This window comes from Bacillus sp. 01N45 (genome assembly GCF_056399205.1).
This window is the reverse complement of sequence record NZ_JBFTQW010000008.1, coordinates 128,196-154,181: the sequence shown is the minus strand read 5'-3', so window position 1 is coordinate 154,181 and position 25,986 is coordinate 128,196. Positions and strand designations below refer to the sequence as shown.

Annotated in this window: 27 protein-coding genes; 22 read left to right on the top strand and 5 right to left on the bottom strand. The window is 34.3% G+C overall.

From position 1 onward, the window contains the following. The first annotated feature begins 8 nt into the window (after positions 1-8). The 3 genes from AC1DMU_RS19615 to AC1DMU_RS19605 all read left to right on the top strand — a co-directional run bounded on the left by AC1DMU_RS19615 (position 9) and on the right by AC1DMU_RS19605 (position 4,540). Positions 9-1,829, top strand: a complete 1,821-nt coding sequence (locus tag AC1DMU_RS19615; protein WP_001236571.1) for an AAA family ATPase — start codon at positions 9-11, stop codon at positions 1,827-1,829. After that, entirely contained in the window at positions 1,819-3,669 is a 1,851-nt protein-coding gene (locus AC1DMU_RS19610) for a hypothetical protein (RefSeq protein WP_088063271.1), read from the top strand. Before AC1DMU_RS19615 ends, AC1DMU_RS19610 begins: the two co-directional genes overlap by 11 nt. A gap of 274 nt (positions 3,670-3,943) precedes the next feature. Further along, complete coding sequence (locus AC1DMU_RS19605; RefSeq protein ID WP_000487799.1) at positions 3,944-4,540, top strand: hypothetical protein; 597 nt, start codon at positions 3,944-3,946, stop codon at positions 4,538-4,540. A 96-nt stretch (positions 4,541-4,636) separates the two neighbouring features. Here the strand turns inward: AC1DMU_RS19605 and racA are convergent, their stop codons facing one another. Next, on the bottom strand, positions 4,637-5,179 hold the full coding sequence (racA, locus tag AC1DMU_RS19600) for a chromosome-anchoring protein RacA (RefSeq protein WP_088063272.1): 543 nt from the start codon (positions 5,177-5,179) through the stop codon (positions 4,637-4,639). Positions 5,180-5,532: 353 nt separating this feature from the next. Between racA and AC1DMU_RS19595 the strand changes: the two genes are divergently transcribed. Both AC1DMU_RS19595 and AC1DMU_RS19590 read left to right on the top strand, forming a co-directional pair. Then, on the top strand, positions 5,533-6,888 hold the full coding sequence (locus AC1DMU_RS19595) for a hemolysin family protein (RefSeq protein WP_002108356.1): 1,356 nt from the start codon (positions 5,533-5,535) through the stop codon (positions 6,886-6,888). Positions 6,889-7,020: 132 nt separating this feature from the next. Further along, entirely contained in the window at positions 7,021-8,445 is a 1,425-nt protein-coding gene (locus AC1DMU_RS19590) for an aldehyde dehydrogenase family protein (protein ID WP_048546594.1), read from the top strand. Positions 8,446-8,566: 121 nt separating this feature from the next. Here the strand turns inward: AC1DMU_RS19590 and AC1DMU_RS19585 are convergent, their stop codons facing one another. Continuing rightward, a complete protein-coding gene (locus AC1DMU_RS19585; RefSeq protein WP_000247570.1) occupies positions 8,567-8,959 on the bottom strand; it encodes a YueI family protein in 393 nt (130 codons plus the stop codon). A 234-nt stretch (positions 8,960-9,193) separates the two neighbouring features. On the opposite strand from AC1DMU_RS19585, the gene AC1DMU_RS19580 reads away from it, so the two are divergent. Next, on the top strand, positions 9,194-10,327 hold the full coding sequence (locus tag AC1DMU_RS19580; protein ID WP_000425101.1) for a BA2291 family sporulation histidine kinase: 1,134 nt from the start codon (positions 9,194-9,196) through the stop codon (positions 10,325-10,327). A gap of 33 nt (positions 10,328-10,360) precedes the next feature. Here the strand turns inward: AC1DMU_RS19580 and AC1DMU_RS19575 are convergent, their stop codons facing one another. Beyond that, entirely contained in the window at positions 10,361-11,110 is a 750-nt protein-coding gene (locus AC1DMU_RS19575) for a DUF4397 domain-containing protein (protein ID WP_088063273.1), read from the bottom strand. Between the two features lie 1,003 nt (positions 11,111-12,113). On the opposite strand from AC1DMU_RS19575, the gene AC1DMU_RS19570 reads away from it, so the two are divergent. The 10 genes from AC1DMU_RS19570 (at position 12,114) to AC1DMU_RS19525 (ending at position 21,419) form a co-directional block, all read left to right on the top strand. After that, positions 12,114-13,424, top strand: coding sequence for an aspartate aminotransferase family protein (locus AC1DMU_RS19570; RefSeq protein WP_001205889.1), 1,311 nt, complete (start codon positions 12,114-12,116; stop codon positions 13,422-13,424). Further along, positions 13,421-14,119 carry an acetate CoA-transferase subunit alpha gene (gene atoD, locus AC1DMU_RS19565; RefSeq protein ID WP_000208097.1) on the top strand — a complete coding sequence of 233 codons (699 nt, stop codon included), beginning with the start codon at positions 13,421-13,423 and terminating at the stop codon, positions 14,117-14,119. The genes AC1DMU_RS19570 and atoD overlap by 4 nt, the downstream gene beginning before the upstream one ends. Further along, the gene (locus tag AC1DMU_RS19560) at positions 14,104-14,766 is read left to right on the top strand and encodes a CoA transferase subunit B (protein ID WP_000525267.1); all 663 of its coding nucleotides are present in this window, start codon (positions 14,104-14,106) and stop codon (positions 14,764-14,766) included. The genes atoD and AC1DMU_RS19560 overlap by 16 nt, the downstream gene beginning before the upstream one ends. A gap of 15 nt (positions 14,767-14,781) precedes the next feature. Then, positions 14,782-16,050 carry a peptidase gene (locus AC1DMU_RS19555; protein WP_088063274.1) on the top strand — a complete coding sequence of 423 codons (1,269 nt, stop codon included), beginning with the start codon at positions 14,782-14,784 and terminating at the stop codon, positions 16,048-16,050. Then, entirely contained in the window at positions 16,047-16,892 is an 846-nt protein-coding gene (ablB, locus tag AC1DMU_RS19550) for a putative beta-lysine N-acetyltransferase (RefSeq protein WP_088063275.1), read from the top strand. Before AC1DMU_RS19555 ends, ablB begins: the two co-directional genes overlap by 4 nt. Positions 16,893-16,991: 99 nt before the next feature. Then, entirely contained in the window at positions 16,992-18,377 is a 1,386-nt protein-coding gene (gene rocR / locus AC1DMU_RS19545) for an arginine utilization transcriptional regulator RocR (RefSeq protein WP_087982480.1), read from the top strand. A 210-nt stretch (positions 18,378-18,587) separates the two neighbouring features. Next, positions 18,588-20,009, top strand: a complete 1,422-nt coding sequence (gene kamA / locus AC1DMU_RS19540; RefSeq protein ID WP_000902134.1) for a lysine 2,3-aminomutase — start codon at positions 18,588-18,590, stop codon at positions 20,007-20,009. Continuing rightward, a complete protein-coding gene (locus AC1DMU_RS19535; protein ID WP_000995761.1) occupies positions 20,006-20,278 on the top strand; it encodes a YokU family protein in 273 nt (90 codons plus the stop codon). Before kamA ends, AC1DMU_RS19535 begins: the two co-directional genes overlap by 4 nt. A 72-nt stretch (positions 20,279-20,350) precedes the next feature. Continuing rightward, the gene (locus AC1DMU_RS19530) at positions 20,351-20,566 is read left to right on the top strand and encodes a YozE family protein (RefSeq protein ID WP_000750728.1); all 216 of its coding nucleotides are present in this window, start codon (positions 20,351-20,353) and stop codon (positions 20,564-20,566) included. A gap of 190 nt (positions 20,567-20,756) precedes the next feature. Then, positions 20,757-21,419, top strand: coding sequence for a hypothetical protein (locus AC1DMU_RS19525; protein WP_000101496.1), 663 nt, complete (start codon positions 20,757-20,759; stop codon positions 21,417-21,419). A 4-nt stretch (positions 21,420-21,423) separates the two neighbouring features. Here AC1DMU_RS19525 and AC1DMU_RS19520 read toward each other — a convergent pair whose 3' ends face one another. Beyond that, the gene (locus tag AC1DMU_RS19520) at positions 21,424-21,591 is read right to left on the bottom strand and encodes a DUF3930 family protein (RefSeq protein WP_000456535.1); all 168 of its coding nucleotides are present in this window, start codon (positions 21,589-21,591) and stop codon (positions 21,424-21,426) included. A gap of 150 nt (positions 21,592-21,741) precedes the next feature. Here AC1DMU_RS19520 and AC1DMU_RS19515 point away from each other — a divergent pair, with 150 nt between their 5' ends. The 5 genes from AC1DMU_RS19515 (at position 21,742) to AC1DMU_RS19495 (ending at position 24,485) form a co-directional block, all read left to right on the top strand. Beyond that, a complete protein-coding gene (locus AC1DMU_RS19515) occupies positions 21,742-21,921 on the top strand; it encodes a YozD family protein (RefSeq protein WP_000658451.1) in 180 nt (59 codons plus the stop codon). 110 nt (positions 21,922-22,031) lie between these two features. After that, a complete protein-coding gene (locus tag AC1DMU_RS19510) occupies positions 22,032-22,214 on the top strand; it encodes a hypothetical protein (protein ID WP_000473373.1) in 183 nt (60 codons plus the stop codon). Next, entirely contained in the window at positions 22,214-23,035 is an 822-nt protein-coding gene (locus tag AC1DMU_RS19505) for a serine/threonine protein kinase (RefSeq protein WP_088063277.1), read from the top strand. Before AC1DMU_RS19510 ends, AC1DMU_RS19505 begins: the two co-directional genes overlap by 1 nt. Continuing rightward, on the top strand, positions 23,017-23,775 hold the full coding sequence (locus tag AC1DMU_RS19500; protein WP_088063278.1) for a sporulation protein: 759 nt from the start codon (positions 23,017-23,019) through the stop codon (positions 23,773-23,775). The genes AC1DMU_RS19505 and AC1DMU_RS19500 overlap by 19 nt, the downstream gene beginning before the upstream one ends. A gap of 74 nt (positions 23,776-23,849) precedes the next feature. Further along, complete coding sequence (locus tag AC1DMU_RS19495; protein WP_000833364.1) at positions 23,850-24,485, top strand: phosphatase PAP2 family protein; 636 nt, start codon at positions 23,850-23,852, stop codon at positions 24,483-24,485. Here AC1DMU_RS19495 and AC1DMU_RS19490 read toward each other — a convergent pair. After that, positions 24,475-25,356, bottom strand: coding sequence for a cation diffusion facilitator family transporter (locus AC1DMU_RS19490; protein WP_476941548.1), 882 nt, complete (start codon positions 25,354-25,356; stop codon positions 24,475-24,477). The two genes, AC1DMU_RS19495 and AC1DMU_RS19490, sit on opposite strands and share 11 nt — an antisense overlap. 213 nt (positions 25,357-25,569) lie before the next feature. On the opposite strand from AC1DMU_RS19490, the gene AC1DMU_RS19485 reads away from it, so the two are divergent. Continuing rightward, entirely contained in the window at positions 25,570-25,980 is a 411-nt protein-coding gene (locus AC1DMU_RS19485) for a YhfM domain-containing protein (protein WP_088063280.1), read from the top strand. Positions 25,981-25,986: the final 6 nt, after the last annotated feature.

Here is a 25,986-nt window from a genome sequence, read left to right as displayed (position 1 = left end):
TGACGAAGGTGAGATTACATAAAGCTCTTCAGCCAAGTTTTATAAAAAGAATGTACTATATGAGGTTTATCGGAAAGTTTACAAAAGCAGAGAGAGAGAAGAATGGAGAGAACTTCTTTGTACAATGCCTATCGCCAATACCATTCACGTTACAAGAGCAATTAAAAAATGAACCCTACGTATTTGAAGGTTTATGTAGCAATAAAAAGAATGAAAAAGTCTTTTCGGAATTAAAGAAAAGAAAATTAGAAAAGCAATTGGTTATGTTTCGTCTCTATTATGAAAGAGGACATATATACGTGGAGTTAATTTGTGCAGAAGAACCACGAGAAATGGCCAATGGCTATAAAATGATTCCAGTACCTAAAGTTTCCGAATACAAAAAAGGAGAGTCTTTAGAAAGAAAACTTGGAAATGGCTATTTGTCATTTCTAATGCCAAAATATCCGAAAGACTTTGAGCCTCCCGAATTATTGTGGCACGATGGAAGGTTATATGGAAATATATCTTTAAAGTCATCATCAATTAGTTCAATCGCATATTTTGAACAGCAGCGGGAATGTAAGTATATAGACTTAAATGACTGGATGAAGTATGTGGAAATAGCGGTAGAAGATCAATTGTATTTTGTAAGCAATCACATGTATGAGCAATTAAAAAAACGAATGACTGAAGAAGGTAAGCATGTAGAAGTAGAGGAAATAAAAGTGCACAAGGATGAATGGGAATGGGATGAGCGTGAATCCGTCTTTTTACAGTATGTAAAAAGTTTTGTACGTAATAAAGGGCTATATTTGGATGAAACGGACATTTATAATTTCCATATAAGTGCGAAAACAAATATGTTGACGATTCTAGGTGGTATACCAGGCGCTGGGAAATCCCGATTTGTGCAAGCTTATGCAGAAGCACTTGGATTACAGTATGGGGAAGAATTGGTTTGGATTCCGATTTCACCATCGTATCAAGAACCACATGATTTACTTGGTTACCTTCACCCAAATGGTACTTTTATTGAAAGTGAAACAAAATTAGTTAGGGCGTTAATGAAGGCAAAAGAAAATCAAAATCAACTATATATAATCGTTTTTGATGAAATGAATATGTCACATATTGAGCATTGGTTTACTCCATTTCTATCTGTTCTTCAACTTGAAAAGCAAAACCGTATTCTAAATTTGTATGAAGGTGTACAAGAAAAAGAAAATCCAATTCCATCAACAATTGAAATTGGTGAAAATATTATATTTGTAGGTACAGTAAATTTTGATGAAACAACGAAAGAACTCTCAGATCGATTATTAGATCGGACGAATTTAATAACGTTACAAAAGATTCCGTTTTGTGAGATGTGTATGGAACAAGAGAAAATTGTATTACAACCACCTCTGAAAGTAACTGCAGGAGAATTTCGTATAAGCTGGGTCAGGAATAAAGCGATGATTGAGGTGTTTTCTGAAGAAGAGTTAGAACTATTAGATAAGTTACATGTTGTATTGTCATCACATGATATGTCAAAGGGAATTTCATTTCGATGTGCAAACGCAATCGCTACTTACTTGCAAAATATACCGTTCCAAAATAATCATTCCTATATGATCAGTAGAGAAGAGGGATTTGATTTACAAATCAAGCAACGTGTATTGACGAAAATAAGAGGTACTGAAATGATGGTTGGGTCTTTACTTTCTGAAGACGTAAAAAGGGGGGCGACATTACTACCTCTTTTGCAATCGCCACTTGCAAACAGAGTATCTACATTTGAACACTCTTTAGCATATATAAGAGAAAAGCGTAGAGAACTGGAGCTGTATGGCTATGCAAAATGAAGGGCGATATGAAACAGAAATCGTTGATACGAAAGAAACACTCCCTTTTGTATTAAAGTTAATCATTGGAACTGAGGCAAAGGGGGAATATATTTTATTAAATCGTCTTTGTACATCTACTACAGCATTAGTTCAATGTATTTATAAAGTACAAGAATTAAAACCAATTAGATTGCATTACCATTATGAAAGTCCAATGAATATTACTTTTATATGGAATAAAGTATATGAGGGACAGAAAAATATAAAAGAGTCAAAATATGAAATAAATGAAAAAAAACAAAAGGTATTAATATATGAACATGGAAAAACGGAATTCTTTTATCCATGGCGTTGTGGATTATATCATTTTGAAGTGAATATAGAAGATAGAACGTATTATGGCGCATTTCAAATCGTTCCCAAAAATTTTTTTGATGATCAATTTGAAATGATTCAAAACTATGTAAAGTCAATTTTGAATGAGTTGATTTTAGATAGAGGTTATTATAAAAAGACTTTCTCTGCACTTAGTGATATTGAAGATTCTTCTTATTTAGTGTTACTTAGAAAGTTGCCGCAAAAAATGAAAAAGATAAAGCAAATTTTTAAGAAAATAGAATCGAGTTCAAAATTTATACATGAATATAAATGGGAAGAAAARGAGCGGAAAGCAACGAGAAAAGGAGCCATAGTGGCGGAAAGAAAACCGTATGCAAAATATTATAATCGTAAGTTTATAGAACAAAAAAATAGTAAGGAAAATGCATTTCTTAAATTTAAAGCGATGCAATTTTATTTCTATTTACTTGAAGCTGAAAGTTTTTTGCGACAAACAATTGAAATATTAGAAAGAGCAAAAAGGAAGAAATCAGAAGAATTTCAAGCTGTAAAAACGATTATACAAACAATTGAGCGTAATGGATCAGTGACCGATAGAGAGAAACAAAAATATAAAAATATTCATTTACTAAAAGAGGCGGATTTGCGAAAAAGCTCTATGAAGATACAAGAATATAAAATATTAGCGCACTTTGTACATGAAAGTGTACAATACTTTCAAACTTTAATGCATTCTCTATTTTGGAGAGAAGTTTCCGAAACAGGTAACATGTACTCACATGATTTACCGATACCACATCAACAACTACTACAGCATTTAGATGTACTTCCACAATATACAGAACAATCTCCATCTTTATTATTTGTTTATAAACCAACATTTTTAGTGTATGAATATTACGCTTTTTTTATCGTTATTTCCATGTTAGAGCAAATTGGTTTTGAGGCTAGAAATTCCATTCGTGAACAAATTCAAGAACATTTTTATGTAGATGGATTACAGGATGGAACGACAGTAGTTTTACACCGAGATGATATTAGAGTACATGTCGCATTTAATGATTTAATTGAAACTCATCCCCTTATTGCATTAAGTAAAGGGAGTAATTTTTATAATGGAGAAGATACGAAGAAGCCAGACATTCGCTTAGACTGTTATGTAAAGGAAGAAGGAAAATACGTATATCAATCTTCTATTATTATTGAAGTGAAGTATAGCCCAATGTACAACATTTTTCAGCACGTTGGAAATACGAAGGCAACTGAGCAAATGTATAAGTACTGGTCTATAAAATATGTAGAAGAACAGGATGGAAAGAGAGTCTATTATCGAAGGGCCATTTATGAAGTTATTTGTGTATATCCAGGAAGTCATATGCATAGTAAAAAAATTGAGTCTGGATGTGGTGTGTTCTTGCAATTATATCCATATAAAACGAAACAAGGGGAAGAGAAATTAGCCGGAAAACATGGAATGGTACAAATTTTTGAGAAGTGGTTAAAAAGCATGAAGAAGTAAAAAAATCCTTTTTTATAAAGGATTTTTTTAGATTAAGAAGAAATATATGCTGTATGGAAGACAGCTTTATACGATTTGAATTTGAAAGTAATATAAATATATTGTTAGAAGAACGGTACATGAGGGATAAAAGACGATTAAGATGGAATTTAATTCGTTTTGCAGAATATAATAAGTCATAAATATTTTTAGTTGCATACGAAGATTTGTTCTTATATGATAGATAGTGAAAGCGTTATCAAAAACAGAGCGGCGATGGGAAAGGCGGGTAAATATGTTCCAGCGTGTTCAAACAAAAGAAGAACATTTTTGGTTCGAGCAACTATGGGGAGATTTTTGTGAAGAAAGAAACTTAATGTTCGTAGAACGTAATTTAAATCCATCACGATTTTTATTAATAGAAGATGAACATCATATTGGTACAGTAGAATGTATTAAGTATACGGAACCAGAGCAATCGAATTCTGAGTTTTTCTATCCGTTTTCTAAAAATGATTTAGTGAAAGATTTAAAAAATGTGTATGAAATAGGCAAGTTGAGTATTGCGAAAACGTCTCGTGGGAGAGGACACTTCAAAAGACTAACAGCTATTTTATTTATGCATGCATTAGAAACGAAAGCAGAATGGTATATTGCAGCAGTGACAAAAAGAATGTATATGTATTTATTAACACTCGGTTTCCCAATTGAACCGGTAGATAAGCCATTTCAGTTTCATGATACTTTACAAGGTGTACCAGTGCGAATTCATGCCCGAAAAGGGGCTACGCATTTGTATTCTTTAAAAGAATTTCGAGATGTGATTCAAGGGAATGCTCATGCACAGGCATTAATCGCAGAATACAGTAAGAATATTATGTTAACAAAATAAGGCGAAATGAATATATATAATAAAGAGAATACTATTTTAATATGAAGTCATTCTTCATGAAAAAAGACCCTTATTATTTTAATAAGGGTCTAAAAATTATAATCCAAATATACTAAAAATCATTTTGCGGCGCTTCGGCTTCTTTTCTCGTTCATATGTTGGTTTTGAATCGGGAGTAATATATATTGGTTCTTCTTTCTTGAGGGAAGCTTCTAGCTTTTGAATTCGCTCTAACATTTCCTCCATTTCACGGCGATGTTGTAAAAGTTGGTACGTAACAACATCATTTGCCTTATCTTGCATTTGTTCTTCCATTCGATCTAGCCTTCTCGTAATAGTGTTTAATTGAGCTGCTAATTGCTCAAATTCATGTGATGATTTGTTTTGAACGATTGTATTTACTTGAGTTTTTAATTCTTCAACATCATTTGATGATGTTTTTTGAGTAGGGTGAGAGTTTTGAGACTGCTCTATTTGTGAAAGATGGAATTCTAACATTTGATCTAAATCTTCTTGTGTGAAAATAAAGTGACCATATTTATTTTTTTCTATCGTAAGATTTAATTGTTGTGCAATCCGGACAACAGCCTTTGGGCTAACACCTAATTTTTTTGCGATAAATGGTGTTTTATATTCCAAAATAATCCCTCCTATATATATCCTGTTGAATGATTTCGATCTATGAAGGAAGTTCCCTTCTAGTGTGACAAAAGAAGTGTGGAATCGGCAAAGAAAGTGTTTTTTCACGAAATGAACCTGTGAAGAATATATCGTTTATATAAAATATTTTATCTTAAGATTTAGAACTATTTGACTAAGGGAAATGAATTAGATTATCATAATGATAAATATCTTTTTTATGTATGCATATAATATATAAAAAGGTGGTTGCTAATGTAGAATTTTGTTAGAGTATTAGAATGCTTACTTCACTTGAATAAAATTAAGTAGGAGGTGGCTTCCTTGCTTACAATGTAAGTAAGGAGAAGTATTTGGACATATATAGTATAAGTATAGTGATTGTTTTAATTGCCTTAACGGCATTTTTCGTCGCAGCAGAATTTGCAATTGTTAAAGTGCGAAGTTCACGAATTGACTATTTAATTGCAGAAGGAAATAATCGCGCAACATCTGTCAAAACAGTCATTACAAACTTAGACGAATATTTATCTGCTTGTCAGCTAGGAATAACAGTTACAGCTCTGGGGATTGGGTGGTTTGGTAAACCGGCGTTAAAGCAAATGTTTGACACGCTTTTTGTAAATTTGAACATTTCTACTCAACTAGCAGACATTTTTGCTGTAATTTTAGTGTTTTTGTTTATTACATTTTTACATGTTGTAATAGGGGAATTGGCCCCAAAAACATTCGCGATTCAAAAAGCTGAACAAGTGAGTTTGTTTGTTGCTAAACCGTTAATTTTCTTTTATCGTATGGCGTTTCCATTTATTTGGATCCTAAATGGATCAGCTCGAATTATTACGAAGTTGTTAGGGCTGAAACCACCGAAAGGGCATGATGAGGTTCATTCAGAAGAAGAATTACGGTTGTTAGTTTCAGAAAGTTACAAAAATGGAGAGATTAATCAATCTGAATATAAATATGTAAATAAAATTTTTGAATTTGATGATCGTATAGCGAAAGAAATAATGGTCCCCCGAACTGAGATGCATATTATAAGTAAAGAAATGCCTGCTGAAGAAGCTTTGCAAAAAATGTCTCGGGAAAAATATACGAGATATCCAGTTGTAGATGGGGACAAAGATCACGTAATAGGCTTTGTAAACTTTAAAGATATTTTCACAGATTTTGTGCAGCATAATGCAGTAAGTAATAAGAAAGTAGAGCAATATATTAGGCCAATCATTTTAGTTATCGACTCTATCCCAATACACGACTTATTTTTAAAAATGCAAAAAGAAAGAACGCATATTGCTATATTGATAGATGAATATGGTGGTACGTCTGGACTTGTTACAGTTGAAGATATTTTAGAAGAAATAGTGGGAGATATTCAAGATGAGTTTGATACGGATGAACAGCCAGAAATTCAACAAGTTAGTGAAACGAAAACAATACTAGAGGGAAAAGTACTTGTTAGTGAAGTGAATACGTTATTAGGTTTAACAATTGATGATAATGGTGTTGATACAATCGGTGGTTGGATTTTAACGAAGAATATAGAAATTGCTGAAGAGGATTTCATTGAAATTGAAAATTATAAGTTTTGTGTAAAAGAATTAGATGGACACTATATAAAGAGATTAGAAGTTACAAAAACTGTAGAATCAATTGTTATTTTAGAAGATGAAAAACAAATTCCATTTCAAGAACAAATTAGTTCGTAGACTCTGCTATATGGCAGGGTTTTTTTGAGCATAATATTTTTGGCAGAATAAGGGCTATGATACAATGGCATAAGCCAGACCTTTCACTAGGTGAAATATTGTTGTATACATATATTTGGAAGGAGAAGATTTATGAAAAAGCATTTATATATAAATGGAGATTGGAAGTCTGTAAACACTTATAAACCATTATACGCACCATATTCTGAAGAAACGTTAGCGGAAATTGCACAAGGAACGGAAGAAGATGTACAAGAGGCTGTTACTGCTGCAAAAAATGCAATGAAAAAAATGAATACATTATCTGCATATGATCGTGCGACTATTTTAGAGAAGGTTGCACAAAAAATGGATGAAAGAAGAGAAGAATTTGCAGAGATTATTGCAAAAGAGGCTGCAAAACCAATTCGTGCTGCGAGGGGAGAAGTAGATCGTACCGTTCAGACATACAAATTTGCAGCGGAAGAAGCGAAGCGTATATACGGCGAGACACTGCCACTTGATGCAGCACCTGGTGCAGATGGGCGTATTGCATACACAATACGAAAACCGATAGGGGTTATAGGAGCTATTACACCATTTAATTTCCCATTAAATTTAGTGGCACATAAAGTCGGCCCTGCAATTGCTGCCGGAAATACAGTTGTGTTAAAACCAGCTGATCAAACGCCATTATCGTCTTACGCATTAGTTGAATTATTTGAAGAGGCAGGATTGCCAAAAGGAGCTTTAAATATTATTTCTGGTCCCGGTTCAACTGTAGGTGAGGCGATAGTTACAAATGATGATGTTGCTTCCATTACTTTTACGGGAAGTCCGAAAGTTGGAATTGGAATTAAGGCAAAGGCTGGGTTAAAGCGAGTTACGTTGGAACTGGGATCAAATGCTGCTGTTATTATTGATGAAGATGTAGAATTAACAGATGAAGTAATTGAACGTGTAAAATGGGGAGCATATGTAAACAATGGACAAGTTTGTATTTCGGTACAACGTGTTTTTGTACATGAAAAGAGAATGGATGAATTTCTTTCAAAGCTAAAGATAGCGATGGAAACAGTTATTGTTGGTGATCCATTGCTGGAAGAAACGGACGTATCGGCTTTAATTTCGAAAAAAGATGTAGAGCGAATAGAAATGTGGGTGCAGGAAGCTATTAAGGAAGGTGCTACTGTTTTATACGGTGGTAAGAAACGTGATGCAAGGATTTTTGAACCAACTGTATTAACAAATGTTCCAGAGTATGTATCTGTTCAGTGCCAAGAAGTATTTGGTCCACTCATGACAGTAAATACATTTAAAGAATTTGATGAGGCAATTGAGCAAGTAAATCATTCACGTTACGGTCTACAAGCAGGTGTGTTTACAAATAATTTGTTTAAAGCAATGCGTGCAATTGATGAGCTAGAGGTTGGTGGTGTCATGATTAATGATATTCCAACGTTTAGGGTAGATCATATGCCTTACGGTGGTGTTAAGGAAAGTGGTACGGGGCGTGAAGGAATTAAATATGCAATAGAAGAAATGACAGAAATGAAATTAGTGTGTATTAAAAAGTAAAGTAGAGCGAGCTTAAATATCCTAATAAAAAACGAGCTGGAAATGTTTACGATTCCATACTCGTTTTTTTATTGTTTGTTTTACGTTTCTCGGAACGATTTAATTTAACCAAGTGTACCTTTTACTTCATTTCTTGTTTGAAAATAGCATCTTCTACATAAATTTGTTCTTTGTCAACAGCAGTGCTATGAGATAATACTAAACCGATTGGTGTTTCTATACCTTTATTTTGAACAATTGTAAAAGGAACATTTTTTTCATTTGCTAATTTAATGTATTTTGATAAATGTGGGTAAGCAATGCCACCATTTAGGAATATTTGTAATGATTGAGAAGAGCGCATGCTACTAGCTACTTCAGAATATACATTACTTTGCATTACTTGACCGATAGTTAAAGCGATTTCTACACGCTCACGTAACGTAGTTAAATACATATTACGTTCTTCTGGTTTGTTCTGCTTTTGGCCGTAAATGCCTTCTTGGAGATAATCTTCCACATTTTTATTTACCATATTTTTCACACCTTTCATTTTCTATTGTACGAAAGAATGAAGCAGGATGCAAAAAAAAGTCGCATCGAATGTAAAAAATTTTGAATGAAAGGAAGGAAAATGGAATGTATCAATCTAAACAATTAATAAGGACATTAAAAATTTTATCAACACATATTAACAAAATGTGACAATAATCTATTAACGAATCGCATTTTTTGTGTTAATATTCAAAATATAAAGGGTGTTCGTCGCATGGAAATGGAGGGAATGGGGGTTTTTCCAATCGATAAGGATATTAAAGAAGTATTTTGTTCGCACTTGAAAAACAACAGGCACCAATTCGTTGAGAACTGGAAAAACAAAATGATAATTTCCGATAAAGATCCATTTAAACTAGAAGCAGTTCAAAATGGAGAGGATTTATTAGAGTTAATTATCGAACTTACTATGGAAGAAAAAGATATAGATTATCTTCAGCCATTATGCGAGAAAATTGCTATTGAACGTGCAGGGGCAGATGCGAATATTGGAGACTTTGTTTATAATGCAAATGTGGGAAGAAATGAACTTTTCGAAGCGATGTGTGAATTAGATGTTAGCGCACGTGAATTGAAACCGATTATGGCCCAAATACATACTTGTTTTGATAAATTAATTTATTATACTGTTTTAAAATACTCGGAAATTATATCAAAAAATTTAGAGGAAAAACAGCAATATATTAACGAAACACATAAAGAAAGGCTGACGATTTTAGGGCAAATGTCAGCAAGTTTTGTACATGAATTCCGTAACCCACTCACTTCAATTATGGGATTTGTTAAATTATTAAAGGCAGATCATCCAAGTTTATCTTATTTAGATATTATTTCGCATGAATTAGACCAATTAAATTTTCGTATTTCGCAATTTTTACTCGTATCGAAAAAAGAAATGTGGAATAAATCAGAACAATTTTGGCTTAATGATTTGTTTCAAGATATTATACAGTTCTTATATCCGAGTTTGGTCAATGCAAATGTTTCGATTGAAAAGAATTTACCGTATCCAATTCCACTTGTTGGCTATCGGAGTGAAGTGAGACAAGTATTTTTAAATATATTAATGAACTCAATTGACGCTCTAGAATCAATGAAAGAAGAACGGAAAATTATCATTGATGTATTTGAAGAAGATCAATCGATTCGAATTGTGATAAAAAATAATGGGCCAATGATTCCAGCTGAAAGTGTAGAAATGATTTTCGAACCATTTGTAACTACTAAAAAGTTAGGAACTGGTATTGGATTATTTGTATGTAAACAAATTGTAGAAAAACATAATGGGTCCATCATGTGCCGTTCAGATAACGAATGGACAGAATTTCAAATTGTATTTCAAAAATAAACAGTCTACACCAAATGAATGGTGTAGACTGTTTTAATTCGTAAGTATAACGGCTTCTAATTTAGGATCTTTAGTTGAATAACCTAAAAGTGAAATTGTATATATGATGTTCGGTTCGACTTTGAAATTCGGTATAGTTAGTAAGACGCTGGGATTATCGGCGAGTGAAACTTCAATATCTGCTGTACCAGGACTAACTTCCAAAAAATCTGTTATTTGTTTAAAGAGTACATTTTCAAATAAATGATCTCCACCTTTTAAATCTACATTTACAACAGGGGTATCTGGAGAAAAATGTGCAAAGCGTATTTTTGCTTGACCAGCTGGTAAATGTGTATTATCAAGCATAGGTTGTAATTGTAGATGATTGTCACTATTTATTGCGGCAAAAGTATAAGTGTGATTCCCCATTATTGGTACTAAAGCTGAAAAGATGGGAGTTTCATCTCCAACAGGGACAATATCTATACGGTATTTACCTTGCACTAATGTTAAATAGGGACTAAATTGTTTAAATGAAATATTTTTAATAACCTTTTGCCCGTTTACTAAAATGTCAACCGCAGGTGTATTGGAAGCAGAGTGAAAAAAACGTATGTGTGACGGTAAAGCAGCTTCTTGTGAATCTCTTTTTTCATACGCCTGTACAAGTTTCGTAAGCGCATCGTAATATTTCATATATAGTTCTACATATTTTTTCGGATTTTTAAATTGATAGTAACGAGCGAGCTGTTCGTAACGTGCAGCTTCTTGTCCATATTTTTCGATTTCAGATTGAGACATGAATATTCCTCCTTTGTCATCATTAAAACTATATGCTTAACAAGAAAGAGGTTATGCGAAAAAATTGTTTTTTGAAGGAGAAAAGTTGAAAATTAATAAAGAGTATTGCTTAAGGATAAGTGTTTTTTAGGCGAAAGAGCCTTATAATTTTCTAGAGTATACAGCAATATATCATCTATGTTAGATGATGATGTACCGATTACAATGTATATTTCGAAATAAAAAACCTTAAGAGCGTATGAAGTAACATATCGAAAACATGTCCAAAAATCCTTAGGAAACTAGGGATTTTTTTAATAATGGGCAAATACACATACAAAGTGATAATTGTCCTACATAAATTATAAAGGAAAGGTAGTTTAAACATAAGGAAAGGAATAAAATATTGGGATGGGGATATCCAAAAAGGAATTGTGAATGGAGTTATGGACGATTTTGTGCTTTACGATGTAGGATGAATTTTGAATTTGTAACATTATTTTTTCTATTTACGTTAGCAAGTGGCAGTATTAACCGATAAAAGAGCGTCGTGCCGAACTGATTAATGTGGTTAATCGGTTCTTTTTTTATTGTATAAAACTGAGGAGAATGTATGTAAAATATAGGTTTCTATAAAAATAATTGCTATGTATTTAGTAGGATTAATTGTCGATATTTGTTTGAAAATATGCAATATAAAGTAGGAGAATAGGAAGGAGTTTAAAGGGAGTTTCGTCGAAGTTTACACAATGTCGGCAATTGAGGGAAGCTGATATTATGTTAAGAAAATATGTAGTGAAGCGTTTATTTTATATAAAGGAGGGTTATTGGAGCGTATAGATAAGGGTTGGTCTTCGTTTTAAGTTCTGAATTTTCTGTTTTCTAAATTAATATTTAGTACTCATTTGTATATTTTATAATAGTTTTTTGATAAAATCACTGCTTTCGCAGAGGGTTCTTTTTTATGAAAGAAACGTCAATTTTCTTCATATATATATACAAATTGGAGAAATGGGGGAGCGCTATGCGCGATTACTTAATTAAACCACTTGTTGGTCAGCCGTATCCAATGATTTCACATGGAAAAGGTGTGTATTTGTATGATCAAAACGGAAATAAATATTTTGATGGCTCGTCAGGGGCAATTACGGCAGGTATTGGGCATGGCGTAAAGGAGATTGCAGATGTTATAAAAAAGCAAGCAGAGGAGATTGCTTTCGTTTATAGATCACAGTTTACGAGTGAACCAGCTGAAAAATTAGCGAAGAAATTAAGCGATTTAAGTGTAGGAGATTTGAACTGGAGCTTTTTTGTAAATAGTGGTACGGAAGCAAATGAAACAGCTATGAAAATTGCAATCCAGCATTTTCAAGAGCGAGGTATTCAAGGGAAGCATAAAATTTTGTCACGATGGATGAGTTATCACGGTATTACGATGGGAGCCTTATCAATGTCTGGGCATCCACTGCGCAGACAACGTTTCGTGTCAATTTTAGAAGATTATCCAACTATTCCAGCTCCATATTGTTTTAGATGTCCGGTGCAAAAGGTATATCCAACTTGTCAGCTTGCTTGTGCGACTGAACTAGAAAGATCAATTGAAAGAATTGGTGCAGAACATATCGCAGCTTTTATCGCTGAACCGATTATAGGAGCAGCTGGAGGCGCAGTCGTTCCGCCGAAAGAATATTATAAAGTCATTAAAGATATTTGTAGTCATTACGATATTTTATTTATTGCTGATGAAGTAATGACAGGGCTTGGTCGTACTGGCGCATGGTTTGCGATGGAGCATTGGGGTGTAGAACCGGATATTATGACTCTTGGTAAAGGTTTAGGAGCTGGATATACACCGATGGCAGCGACGATTGTAAGTGACCGTGTTATGGAGCCAATTTTACGTGGATCGCGTTCTGTAATGAGTGGGCATACGTTAAGTGCAAATCCATTATCTGCAGCAACAGCTCTAGCTGTTATTGAATATATGGAGAAACATAATCTACCTGAAAAAACAGCAGAAAAGGGAGAGTATTTAATAAAAGGACTACAGAAAGTTCAGCAACAATCGACAATCATTGCTGATGTGCGCGGAAAAGGGTTGCTGATTGGTGTAGAATTGCAACCGTTTACAAAAGCGTCGGAACTTATTTCGGTTGCAGCTAAAAATGGTCTTCTTTTATACCAAGCTGTTTCAGGGCAAGCAGGAAAAGAAGATAGTGCACTGCTTGTAGCACCGCCGATGACAACTACATATTCCGAGTTAGATGAATTACTTTCAATTTTTGCAAAAAGTGTAGAAGAAATGATGCAAAAAGGAGGGCATAGTATCGCATGACAACTATTACGAATACATTCGATAAATTAAAAGAGATAGAGGAAGTAATTTCTTTGTTCCACGATGATATGACATTAATGTTTGGAGGATTTGGGGGGATTGGATCCCCTCCATCTTTAATACAGGCGATTTTAGAAAAAGGAGTTACAAATTTAAATTTAATAGGAAATGACACGGGATTTCCTGATGTAGGAATCGGTCGTCTTGTTACGAATGAAAGAGTAAAATCATTAATTACTTCACATATTGGTTCAAATCCAAATGCAGGAAGACAGCTAAACGAAGGAAGGTTACAAATCGAGTTTTCTCCTCAAGGAACATTAGCAGAGCGTATTCGTGCTGGTGGTGTAGGACTTGGAGGTGTATTAGTTGATGTAGGTGTTGATACGATTGTAGAAGAGGGAAAACGTACAGTTGAAATGAATGGCAAGACATATTTAGTTGAAACAGCATTAACTGCTGAGGTTGCGATTGTATATGCGAAAAAAGCGGATCCGTTTGGTAATCTTGTGTTTGATAAAAGTGCTCGTAATATGAATCCTCACGTAGCTATGGCAGGGGATATAACGATTGTAGAAGCAGAAGAAATCGTTCCACTTGGAAGTTTAGATCCAGAAGAAATTGTTGTCCCAGGAGTATTTGTAAATTATATCGTACCGTCGGAAGGAGTGAATTGGAAATGGGTATGGGCGTAGAAGTGAGAGATAAGATTGCTAGGCGTGCGGCGAAAGAAATACAAAATGGTATGATTGTAAATTTAGGTATTGGTATACCATCGCTTGTACCGAATCATCTTCCTGACGATATAAACGTTATGTTTCATGCGGAAAATGGAATTGTAGGTATGGGACCTACGCCAAGAAAAGGGAATGAAGACGAAAATTTATGTAACGCAGCAGGTTTACCGACTTCTCTAATTACAGGAGCGAGTTATTTTGATAGTTGCACAGCGTTTGGGATGATTCGAAAAGGTTTATTAGACATAACGATTCTTGGTTCATTACAAGTAAGTGAGAATGGTGATTTAGCAAACTGGATTGTACCAGGAAAACGCGTTCCAGGTATTGGGGGAGCGATGGATTTGGCACAAAAAGCGAAGCGGGTCGTTGTTGTGATGAATCATGTCGATAAATACGGAAATGCAAAGATTGTTTCGGAGTGTACATTACCATTAACTTCAAAGAAATGTGTAGATTTAATTATTACGGATATGGCAGTTATGGAAGTGACGCAGGGTGGACTCGTTTTACAAGAATTAATGAGTCCATACACAGTGGAAGATATAAAACAACATACAGAAGCTGATTTCAAAATTGGCTCTAACTTACTAGTAATCGAATGAGGGGAGATGTAATATATGGAGCAATTAAAAAAGAAAATTTGTGATTATATCGAGAGTCATGAAGAGGAAAGCGTAAAATTTTTAAAACGATTAATTCAAGAAAAAAGCGTATCTGGTGATGAAAGTGGTGCGCAGGCAATTGTGATTGAAAAATTACGTGAGCTAGGTTTAGATCTTGATATTTGGGAACCTTCATTTTCTAAAATGAAAGATCATCCTTATTTTGTATCACCGCGTACAAGTTTTTCAGATAGCCCGAACATAGTGGCAACTTTAAAAGGAAGTGGCGACGGGAAATCTATGATATTAAATGGACATATTGATGTCGTACCAGAAGGAGATGTGAATCAGTGGGACCATCACCCTTATAGTGGTGAGCAAATAGGGAATCGTATATATGGTCGTGGAACAACGGATATGAAAGGCGGCAATGTCGCACTGATGCTTGCGATGGAAGCTATTATTGAATCTGGTATTGAATTAAAAGGAGATATTTATTTCCAAAGTGTAATTGAAGAAGAAAGTGGCGGGGCAGGAACATTAGCGACTATATTACGAGGATATAAAGCAGATGGTGTCATTATTCCAGAACCAACAAATATGAAGTTTTTCCCGAAACAACAAGGGTCCATGTGGTTTCGTCTACATGTGAAAGGCAAAGCAGCACACGGTGGAACGCGTTATGAAGGAGTAAGTGCAATTGAAAAAAGTATGTTTGTTGTAGATCATTTGAGAAAATTGGAAGTGAAGAGAAATGACCGAATTACAGACCCGTTATTTAAAGGAATCCCCATTCCAATTCCAATTAATATTGGGAAAATTGAAGGTGGGAGTTGGCCAAGTTCTGTTCCTGATTCATTAAATTTAGAAGGAAGATATGGTATTGCGCCGAATGAGACTATAGAGGCAGCAAAAGAAGAGTTCGAGAATTGGATCGCTGAATTAAATAATGTGGACAATTGGTTTGTTGAAAATCCTGTAGAAGTAGAATGGTTTGGAGCGAGATGGGTTCCTGGTGAACTAGAAGAAAATCATGAGTTAATTACAACACTAGAGCATAATTTTGTTGAAATCGAAGGGAATGAACCGATTATTGAAGCATCTCCGTGGGGGACTGATGGAGGTTTATTTACACAAATCTCAGGTGTACCAACGATAGTATTTGGTCCAGGAGAGACGAAAGTAGCACATTATCCAAACGAATATATAGAAGTTGATAAAATGATAGCTGCCGCAAAAATTATTGCATGTACATTACTAGATTGGTGTGAGGTGAAAAAATGAAATACTATGAATCTTTTAGAGAACAGACGAATGGCTATACAGTAGAAGGCGTTTTAGACTATTTTAATAAACGTATTCGAGTAGACCACTACACAGGAAATATTCAGAGGATTATCCAAACAATTGACGAATTAGCAGAGAAGCATTCTTTCACTAAATGTATTATTAAAGGAAAGGGAGAGCATGTTTCTACATGGCTCTCTTTCGGTTTTTTATTGGAAGCAACAATACCGCATTATTTTCAAGGTCACGATGCATACTTCTTCGTGAAATTTATTAATGATGAAAGACGAAATAGTATTCATTGGGCTGAGGAAGATACCATTTTAAGCGGTGTTAAAGCAAAAGAAGTAAAGGAAAAAATAGTACCAGAGAAATTTTTATTAAGAAAAGCGACAGAAGAGGATGCGGAAGAATTAGCGGCTGTCTTTGGAAAAGTATTTGAAGTTTATCCGACTCCTTTAAACGAAGCGAGTTATGTAAAACAAACGATGAAGGAAGACGATACAATATACTATGTGTACGAATTCGCGGGGGAAATAATTAGTACAGCATCTGCAGAAATGAATATAAAAGAAGGAAATGCAGAATTAACGAATTGTGCTACTTTACCCGAATATCGTAAGCATGGGTTTATGAAAAGTTTACTAATTAAGTTAGAAGAAGAACTGCAAGAAAAATCGATTTTCTGCTCCTATACAATTGCTCGATCGCTTTCTTTCGGAATGAATGCGGCCTTTCATCAGTTAGGTTATACGTATACAGGAAGACTGGCGAACAACTGCTACATTTTCGATAAGCTGGAAGATATGAATATATGGGTGAAAGATTTGTCTAAATAGTACGGTATAAAAAATAGAACGGAATCGTCATGCTTATAATCGCATATAGGTATGCCGGAAATTCGGCATGTGATTGCTGGATTTTCGGCAAAAGGGGGGATGACATTGCTAGCAGTTTCGACACAAGAAGTCATTGAAGCGATTTTGGGCAGTATTGATGAGGCTATACACGCAGTAGATGAAAATGGTATTACAATTTTCTATAATACTGTAGCTGCAAAACACGATGGGTCAAAAATTGAAAAAGTGTTAGGAAAACATTTGTTAGAAGCGTTTCCTTCTTTATCTAGGGAAACGAGTACGTTAATGAAAGTGTTAGATACAAAAAAACCAATCGTTCATCAAGTTCAGCATTATCAAAATTTAAATGGGGAAGACATTTGTACAGTAAATACGACGTTACCTATTTTTATAGATGGAAATATTGCTGGGGCTGTTGAAATTGCAAAGGATTATTCCACAGTTCAAAAACTTACGGATACAATTGTAGATTTGCAGTCAAAAATAAAGCGGTCATCTAGAAAAAAAGTAATTAAAAAGCATGTTGCATTTGAGACGATTGTGACGGATGATGCTCGATTTAAACAGACGAAAGAATTAGCACAAAAAGTAGCGCCAACTGATGCAAATGTTTTAATATATGGGGAAACAGGAACAGGGAAAGAGTTATTTGTACAAGCGATTCATGAAGCTTCTAAACGGAAGAACAAGCCATTTATTGCACAAAACTGCGCAGCTTTGCCAGAGTCGCTATTAGAAAGTTTATTGTTCGGAACGACGAAAGGTAGCTATACTGGGGCAATTGAACGAGCGGGATTATTTGAACTTGTAGATGGTGGGACATTGTTTTTAGACGAACTGAATTCAATGCCTCTCGATTTACAAGCGAAAATGCTACGTGTATTAGAAGATGGTGTTATTCGTCGAATTGGTGATAATAAGACGAGAAAAGTAGATGTTCGCGTTATTACTGCAATGAATCAGCCACCAGAAATATGTTTAAGAGAGAATAAAATTCGTACTGATTTATATTATCGATTAAATGTCTTTTCATTGTATATTCCGCCGCTACGTGAAAGAACTGAGGATGTCTTATTATTAGCGTCTTATTTTTTGAACGAATATAATAAAAGTTATAAAAAAGGTGTACTTCAAATGGATAAGGAAGCGAAAGAAAGACTACAAGCTTATCAATGGCCTGGCAATGTTCGTGAGCTAAAACATACGATTGAACATGCTGTCATTATTGCAGAAGGGGATACACTAACAGCCAATTGTTTACCGCGTACATTTCGGAAAGAGAATTTGCCAAAGAAGAAGAGCATATTGCCACTTAGAGAAGCACTTCATCAAACAGAAAAGGAATTAATAGATCAAGCGTTAATTGAAACGGAAGGGAATATATTACAAGCTGCAAAAATGTTAGGTATCCCTCGCCAAACGCTTCAATATAAATTGAGTAAGTACGACAAAACCGCCGAATAATTGGCGGTTTTTGTGTGTTTGCACCAATAAAAGAGCGTTTACATATATAAAAAGTAATGAATATGATAGTATGTATGGATTTTATACAGTGCTTACAAATATTTTTTCGTTTATGTAATAGCGTTCACCGTACATTTACTTATCAATAATGTAAAGTTGGCATAACTATTGCTTATATAAAGGATGAGCGTATAAAAAGGGGGAATAGCAATGTTACATGATGTATACAAACCAAATCGTCACTGGAAGGATATCGAGTTGTGGAAGGATGTTACTGAAGAGCAATGGAATGACTGGGTTTGGCAATTAACGAATACGATCAAAACTTTGGATGACTTAAAGAAAGTGATTAATTTAATACCTGAAGAAGAAGAAGGCGTTAAAATTTCAACAAAAACGATCCCGTTAAATATTACACCGTACTATGCTTGGCTAATGAATCCTGATGACCCACGCTGTCCGATTCGGATGCAATCTGTACCGATCTCGGAAGAGTTATATAAAACAAAATATGATTTAGAAGATCCGCTTCATGAAGATGAAGATTCACCAGTTCCAGGTCTAACACATCGTTACCCAGACCGCGTATTGTTCTTAGTAACGAATCAATGTTCTATGTATTGTCGTTACTGTACACGCCGTCGTTTTAGTGGACAAATTGGAATGGGTGTGCCGAAGAAACAATTAGATGATGCAATTGGTTACATTCGTGATACACCACAAGTACGAGATGTATTAATTTCTGGTGGAGACGGTCTTCTTATTAACGATAAAATTTTAGAATATGTATTAAAAAATTTACGAGAGATTCCGCATGTCGAGATTATTCGTATCGGAACGAGAGCACCGGTAGTATTCCCGCAGCGTATTACAGAAAACTTATGTAACATTATTAAAAAATACCATCCAGTATGGTTAAATACACATTTCAATACTTCTATTGAAATTACAGAGGAATCGAAAAAAGCATGTGAAATGCTAGCGAATGCTGGTGTTCCAGTCGGAAACCAAGCAGTAATTTTAGCTGGTATTAACGACAGCGTTCCAATTATGAAAAAACTTATGCATGACTTAGTAAAAATCCGTGTACGTCCATACTACATTTATCAATGTGATCTATCTGAAGGTATTGGTCATTTCCGTGCACCAGTATCTAAAGGTCTTGAAATTATTGAAGGTTTACGCGGTCATACATCTGGTTATGCGGTTCCAACATTCGTTGTAGATGCACCAGGAGGCGGCGGGAAAATTGCGCTTCAACCAAACTATTTAATTTCGCAAAGTGCAGATAAAGTTGTGCTTCGTAACTTTGAAGGTGTTATTACAACGTATCCAGAGCCAGAGAGCTATATCCCAGGAAGAGCAGAAGGGTACTTTAAAGAAATCTATCCAAACTACGAAGAAAAACGTTCAGATGTTGGTATCGCAGGTCTTATGAGTGATAAGAAATTTAACCTTGTTCCAGACGACTTACAGCGTATGAGCCGTCGTAAAGACTATGAAGATAATGACACTCATGCATCACTAAAAGATAAACGTGATAAGCGTGATCAACTTAAAGATAAAAAGTATCAATCGCAAATGGCTAAATTAGAAGAAAACGACAAAAAAAATGAGGGTGATGCAGTATGAATTGTATGTGGTGTGACAGTACAGAAGCGAAAGAAAGCTTGAATACTGTATATTGGGAATTACCAGATGGTACGAAAGCCATTGAAATCCAAGAGACACCATGCATTTCTTGTTCCTCATGTGGTATGGACTATCAAGCAGATCAAACAGTGAAAGAAATAGAAGATCAATTGTTTCTAATTTATACGAAAGATCTACCAAAACAACTAACATATGAAGAATTAATGGGAAGACCACGTCTATTAAAAAGAAATTATTTCGACTTTTAACCAGCTTTTATGCTGGTTTTTTTCTTTTTTGCCTTGTATAATGTATCCAAGTTAGAAAGGCAGGGAATATTTTTGAAAAAGACATTTTACCACTATATGATGAAGCATCGTGCAGCTTTATTTAGTAATGAAGTATCGAATTTAGCAGAAGCAATGTATGATGATTTAAGCTTTCCAAAGCAATCTGAAGATTATGATGAAATTAGTTCATACTTAGAGTTAAGTGGATTGCTAGAAAGTATGTCTATATTTGATGAAGCTTGGGATTTATACATACAAGAGAGATAAGAACTATATGAATTTTTTGACGTGAAGCTAGTCTATTTGCTAGCTTTTTTTTACGTTGTAAATAATTTTTTTATACGGTGATATTTTTTATTGAAAAAATTTATGAATATACGCTTCTGTGATAAGCGTTTTTATGTAGGTTGCATATACTGTTATCAAAATCACGACGTCAAAAAAAGGAGAGATATAGATGGCGAGAAAAAAGCAACCTAAATATAACGTAGGGGACATAGTCGTGATTACGCTATATGGAACCGTTGGTAAAATCACAAATATGAAGGTTTTAGATGGAGTTTACGTTTACGAAGTCAATAATCACGATGGGTTTTACGTAGAGCAAACGTTGCAGCACGTTTCAGAGCAAGATATGAAAAAAGGTGAAACTGAGTGGATTGAATTAAATTATAATTTCACATTTGGTGATCTCGTGCAAGTAACAGGATACGATAAAGATGTGTTTCGAATTGTTGGTTTTCGTACAGAAGTATGGAGATATAAAAATGACGCATGGGAAGATACTATATACGAATTGTCACGAATTACGGATGGTGAATGGTTAGAAGCGGATGAGTCAGATTTAACGTTACTTGCTAATGCTCAAACGGCAAATGCAATTTTGAAGAAAATGAAACAAGATAAAGCTGGTATGAATAAATTAGATTTAGGAAAATTAAAGTCAATTAACAACTCAAAAAAAGTGAGTGTTAAGACAAATCGTCAAGAGATCATTGATGGATTACTTGATATTTATAACGATTATCAATTGTTATTCGATACATTTAAAGATGAAGAATACAAAATTGTTATGGATGTTGTTCATAATTATTTAGTTAAATTGACAGAGAAAAAATAGTTAACTAGAAAGAGAGAATGAATTGAACAACAACATATGCAGTATAAGGTATGCCTACAATTATTAAAAAAATAAAAAGCCATTTAATAAGAGAGTCTGCCCATTGATCTTCATGCATGAACTCTTCTTTTGTTTGCCCTACTTCTTGTTCTACCTCATATTGGTATTCCATAATTAAATCCCCCTTTTTGATAGCTTGTACTACCATCGTATGCATCTCGTCCAAAGGATATGACCTATAAAAAAAGAAAAACTATTTTTCTAATCTCATATACATAATTTTGAGATTTTTTCATAAAACAGAAATAAAGGAGTGATGCTCATGAAGGAAATTGAGGTCGTAATTGATACGGAAGAGATTGCGGAGTTTTTTTATGAGCAACTAATTGAAAGAGGGTACGTCCCAAAACGAGAAGAAATTGAAGATCTCGCAGATATTACATTTGAGTATTTATTAGAGAAATGTATGATTGATGAAGTTTTTGATGAAGAGGATGAGTGAAAGTAACGGCGGGCTTAACTCGTCGTTTTTTACTCTTTACAAACTTGTCACAAATATATTCGGAAATTATTGGTATAATTAAAAGGAAATTTTACTCAAGAGGTGAAGGGATGTTCAAAAAAATTATTGATTCTTTATTAGGTAGGAAAAAAAATCGTTCGTATTCTAGTAGTGATTATCGCCATAGAGGTCGCTCTTATTCAAGTAGCGATTATAAACGACGTTCATCTGGTTATGGGCATCAGCATTATAAAAGAAAACGTAAAAGTCGTAGCTTCTTTTCAAGTAGCTGATGAAATGGCGTCGTATACTAGCTTTATTTGATAGACCACTGCGAAAAAATACAATCGTTGCAGAACGTTATAAAATTGAATCAGTAATTGGAATGGGCAGTTATGGGGTTACATATGTCGTTAATGATTTACAAATAAATAGAAATAAAGTCTTAAAACAATTAAGACAGAGTAAACAAAGGTATGAGTCAGGTAGAAAATCATTTGAACAAGAGAAAATGATTTTACAAACATTAAATCATCATGCAATTCCTAGTTTATATGATCATTTCGTATGGGAGAAAAAAAGCTTTTTCGTGATGGAATATATGCCTGGTAAAAATTTCGAAGATTATATTTTCTTAGATGGGCATGTATATACAGAACGTGAAGTTTTAAAAATTTTATATGAAATATTAGAAATTGTATCGGTGTTTCATAATAAAGGTATAATTCACCGAGATTTACGCATTCCAAACATATTAATGAAAGAAAACCAAATTAGTATTATTGATTTTGGATTAGCTAAATTGAAGGGTGAGGGTGATGAACGAGCTACAGCTTATGAAGGTGAACAAGCTTTGATGCGAGAAGTTCACTTTCGTAGCGATTTTTATGCGCTTGGTCATTTCTCGTTATTTTTATTATATGCAGGCTATGAATCTAATGAAAAACATGAAAAACCATGGTATGACGAATTAACTTTGGAAAATTATAACCGTGAAATGCTTATGCGAATGTTACAAATAAAAACGCCGTACTATGAGAATGTACAAGATTTAAAAAAAGATATAGCTTTTGCTTTAGAAAGGATGGAGGTTCCGTGTTTCAAAAGTTTTTAGCAAGTGTTGGTATTGGTAATGCAAAAGTAGATACAGTTCTTGAAAAAGATGAGTATATTGTTGGAGAAGAGATACTAGGGAAGGTTCATATAACTGGTGGTTCAGTTAGCCAACAAATTGAAAGCATTTACTTAACATTATCGACGTCGTATGTACGAGAAGTGGATGATAAAAAAGTAACAGCAACATATGATTTAGAGCGAGTTCGTTTAACAGAACCTTTTTCTGTTGAGCCGAATGAAAAAATAGAAATTCCATTTTCATTTATAATGCCAGTTGAAACCCCGCTTACACTTGGAATGAAAACAGTTTGGGTGCATACAGGTCTTGATATTAAACGCAGTATAGATCCAAGTGATCGTGATTACATTCAAGTGTTGCCCAATGCACTATTAAATAGTGTGTTAGAGAGTGTAAATCAATTAGGTTTTAAAGCGCGTCATATAGAATGTGAAGAATTACCGTATCGATTACGTAAGCAAGTTCCGTTTGCACAAGAATTTGAGTTTGTTCCTGTTTCCGGAGAGTATTATGGGAAATTAGATGAACTAGAATTATTAATCTTACCAAGCGCTTACGATCGCCTAGAGATTATTATGGAAGTAGACAGAAAATCTCGCGGATTAGCAGGTTTATTTGCAGAAGCGCTTGATCTTGACGAGAAAGTGATTCGCTTTACAGTAACGAATGAAGATATTCAAACAATGCAAGAAAAAATTAACAATTATATTTTTAAATAAACTATGCATAAAAAAGAAATGGAGAGGAAAACTAAAACAACCGCTCCATTTTTTTGTATAGTGAGGTTATGTATGTGAAACGATATCGACATTTATACTTGTTAAGTTTTACGCTACTCATTTGTTTTGTCGTATTATCACTTTCGTATCATACCGCTTGTATTGAGAAATTTGACAATATAGTCGCGCATTTTATTCAAAGCTTTCGAAACGATTACTTGACAGCCTACTTTACTTGGGTATCTTTTATCGGTTCCAAAAGAATATATTTTCCGTTACTCATCATTCTTGTAATGTATTTTCTCGTTAGAAAAAAGTTGCTTAGTGCATTACTTCTAACAATTAATTATTATGGATCTCGTTATTTAAACAGTATGCTTAAACTATGGTACGAACGAGCAAGACCTGATGTAACGCAGCTTGTTACTGCAACTGGATATAGTTTTCCGAGCGGTCATACGATGAATGCTACTGCTTTTTTAGGATTTATTGCATACGTCACAATTACTGAAGAACGTATTACATTGCATAAAAAATTGTTGATTATTTTTATAGCGAGCTTTGTTGTATTATCTATTTCAGTTAGCCGAATATATCTTGGCGTTCACTATCCATCTGACATATTAGCAGGATGGGCAGCTGGCGGTAGCTGGCTCGTTTTATGTGTTATATTTCATAAAGCGTTCATTAAAAAAGAACCTATGTCATAATAGGTTCTTTTTCCATTGGTTCAACATGAATGTGTGCATGGTAAATGCCAAACTTTTTCCGGAGCATAGCCTCGATGTTATCAGTAATACAATGACTTTCACCAACATCCATACGAGCATCTACTTCGATTGTAATATCAACGTACGTTTGATTCCCGTACATACGAGCGCGAATATCTACGATGTTTTCCACGCCACCAATATGTTCAATAGCACCAGCGTACTCTTCCATCTTATCTGGATCGATTCCATCCGTTAACATATGAGAAGCTTCTACGAAAATCTCCCATGCAGTTTTACAAATAATAAGGCCGACAATTAAAGCGGCAATAGGATCTAAAATAGGCATTTGGAACTGCGAACCGACAATACCTACTACTGTACCGATACTTACGAGAGCATCTGATAAATTATCCTTTGCAGCGGCTTCTAATGATTTGCTTTTTGTGCGCGCTGCAATCTTTTTCGTATACAAATACACAAAGTACATAACGACAGCAGAAAATAAGGCTACCCATGCAGCAAGTACATTAGGCGCTACTTGTTTCGGATTTAAAAAAGATTGAATAGCACTAATAATAACTTCTAATCCGACCGTTGCCATAATAAAAGAAGCAACAAGTGATGCAATTTGTTCTGCGCGTGAATGCCCATAAGGATGATCTGGGTCACGAGGTTTACGAGAGATTTTTAGACCAATTAATATCGCTAAAGAAGCACCGATATCCGTTAAGTTATTTAAACCGTCAGCACGTAATGCGCTAGAGAGGGTAATATAACTGATGATAATTTTCATAGAGGATAAAAATATGTAGGCCATAATGCTGACAATAGCWCCTTTATCAGCTTCTTTATKAGAAAGAGTATYCATTWTRATCACTCACCTTTCTACAAGGGATTTCTTTCTATAAATAGAGTACCAAACGAAACTCGTGTGGGTCTATACAAACATTGTTGACGTTTTTTAGGTTTTTAAGAAGGGGATAACAAAGTTTCGTGAAGGAAAAATATGTTGTAAAGTGCAAAGTTAGGGGATAAAAATAATTGGAGTTTATTTACAATTAAAAGGTGGGAGGGTAAGAGGATGAAAAAACTAATATTTTTCTTACTATGTATTGTTCTTATAATGACTGGGTGTAATTCATCAAATATCGAAAATGTGAAGGAACATAATATTTCTAAAGTATCCATATCTACTTTTAATGGCTACGGTGGATTAAATGAAAATTATTTTCTAAACATAGAAGACAAACAAATAATCAATGGGATTAATAATATGTTTAATGGTATGAAAAAACAAAAGAGAAGAGGCGAAACACCACAATACGATATATTAATTACATATGAAAATAGTGATACGAAGGGTATCCATTTATGCCTTGGAGATGAAGGGGAAAGGAGTGTAATTATGTACATTGGTCATGAAGAAACTGTATACTACACTTCTGAAGAAATGACGAAACAACTACAAAAGATAATTGTGAAAAAAGATTAAAACCCT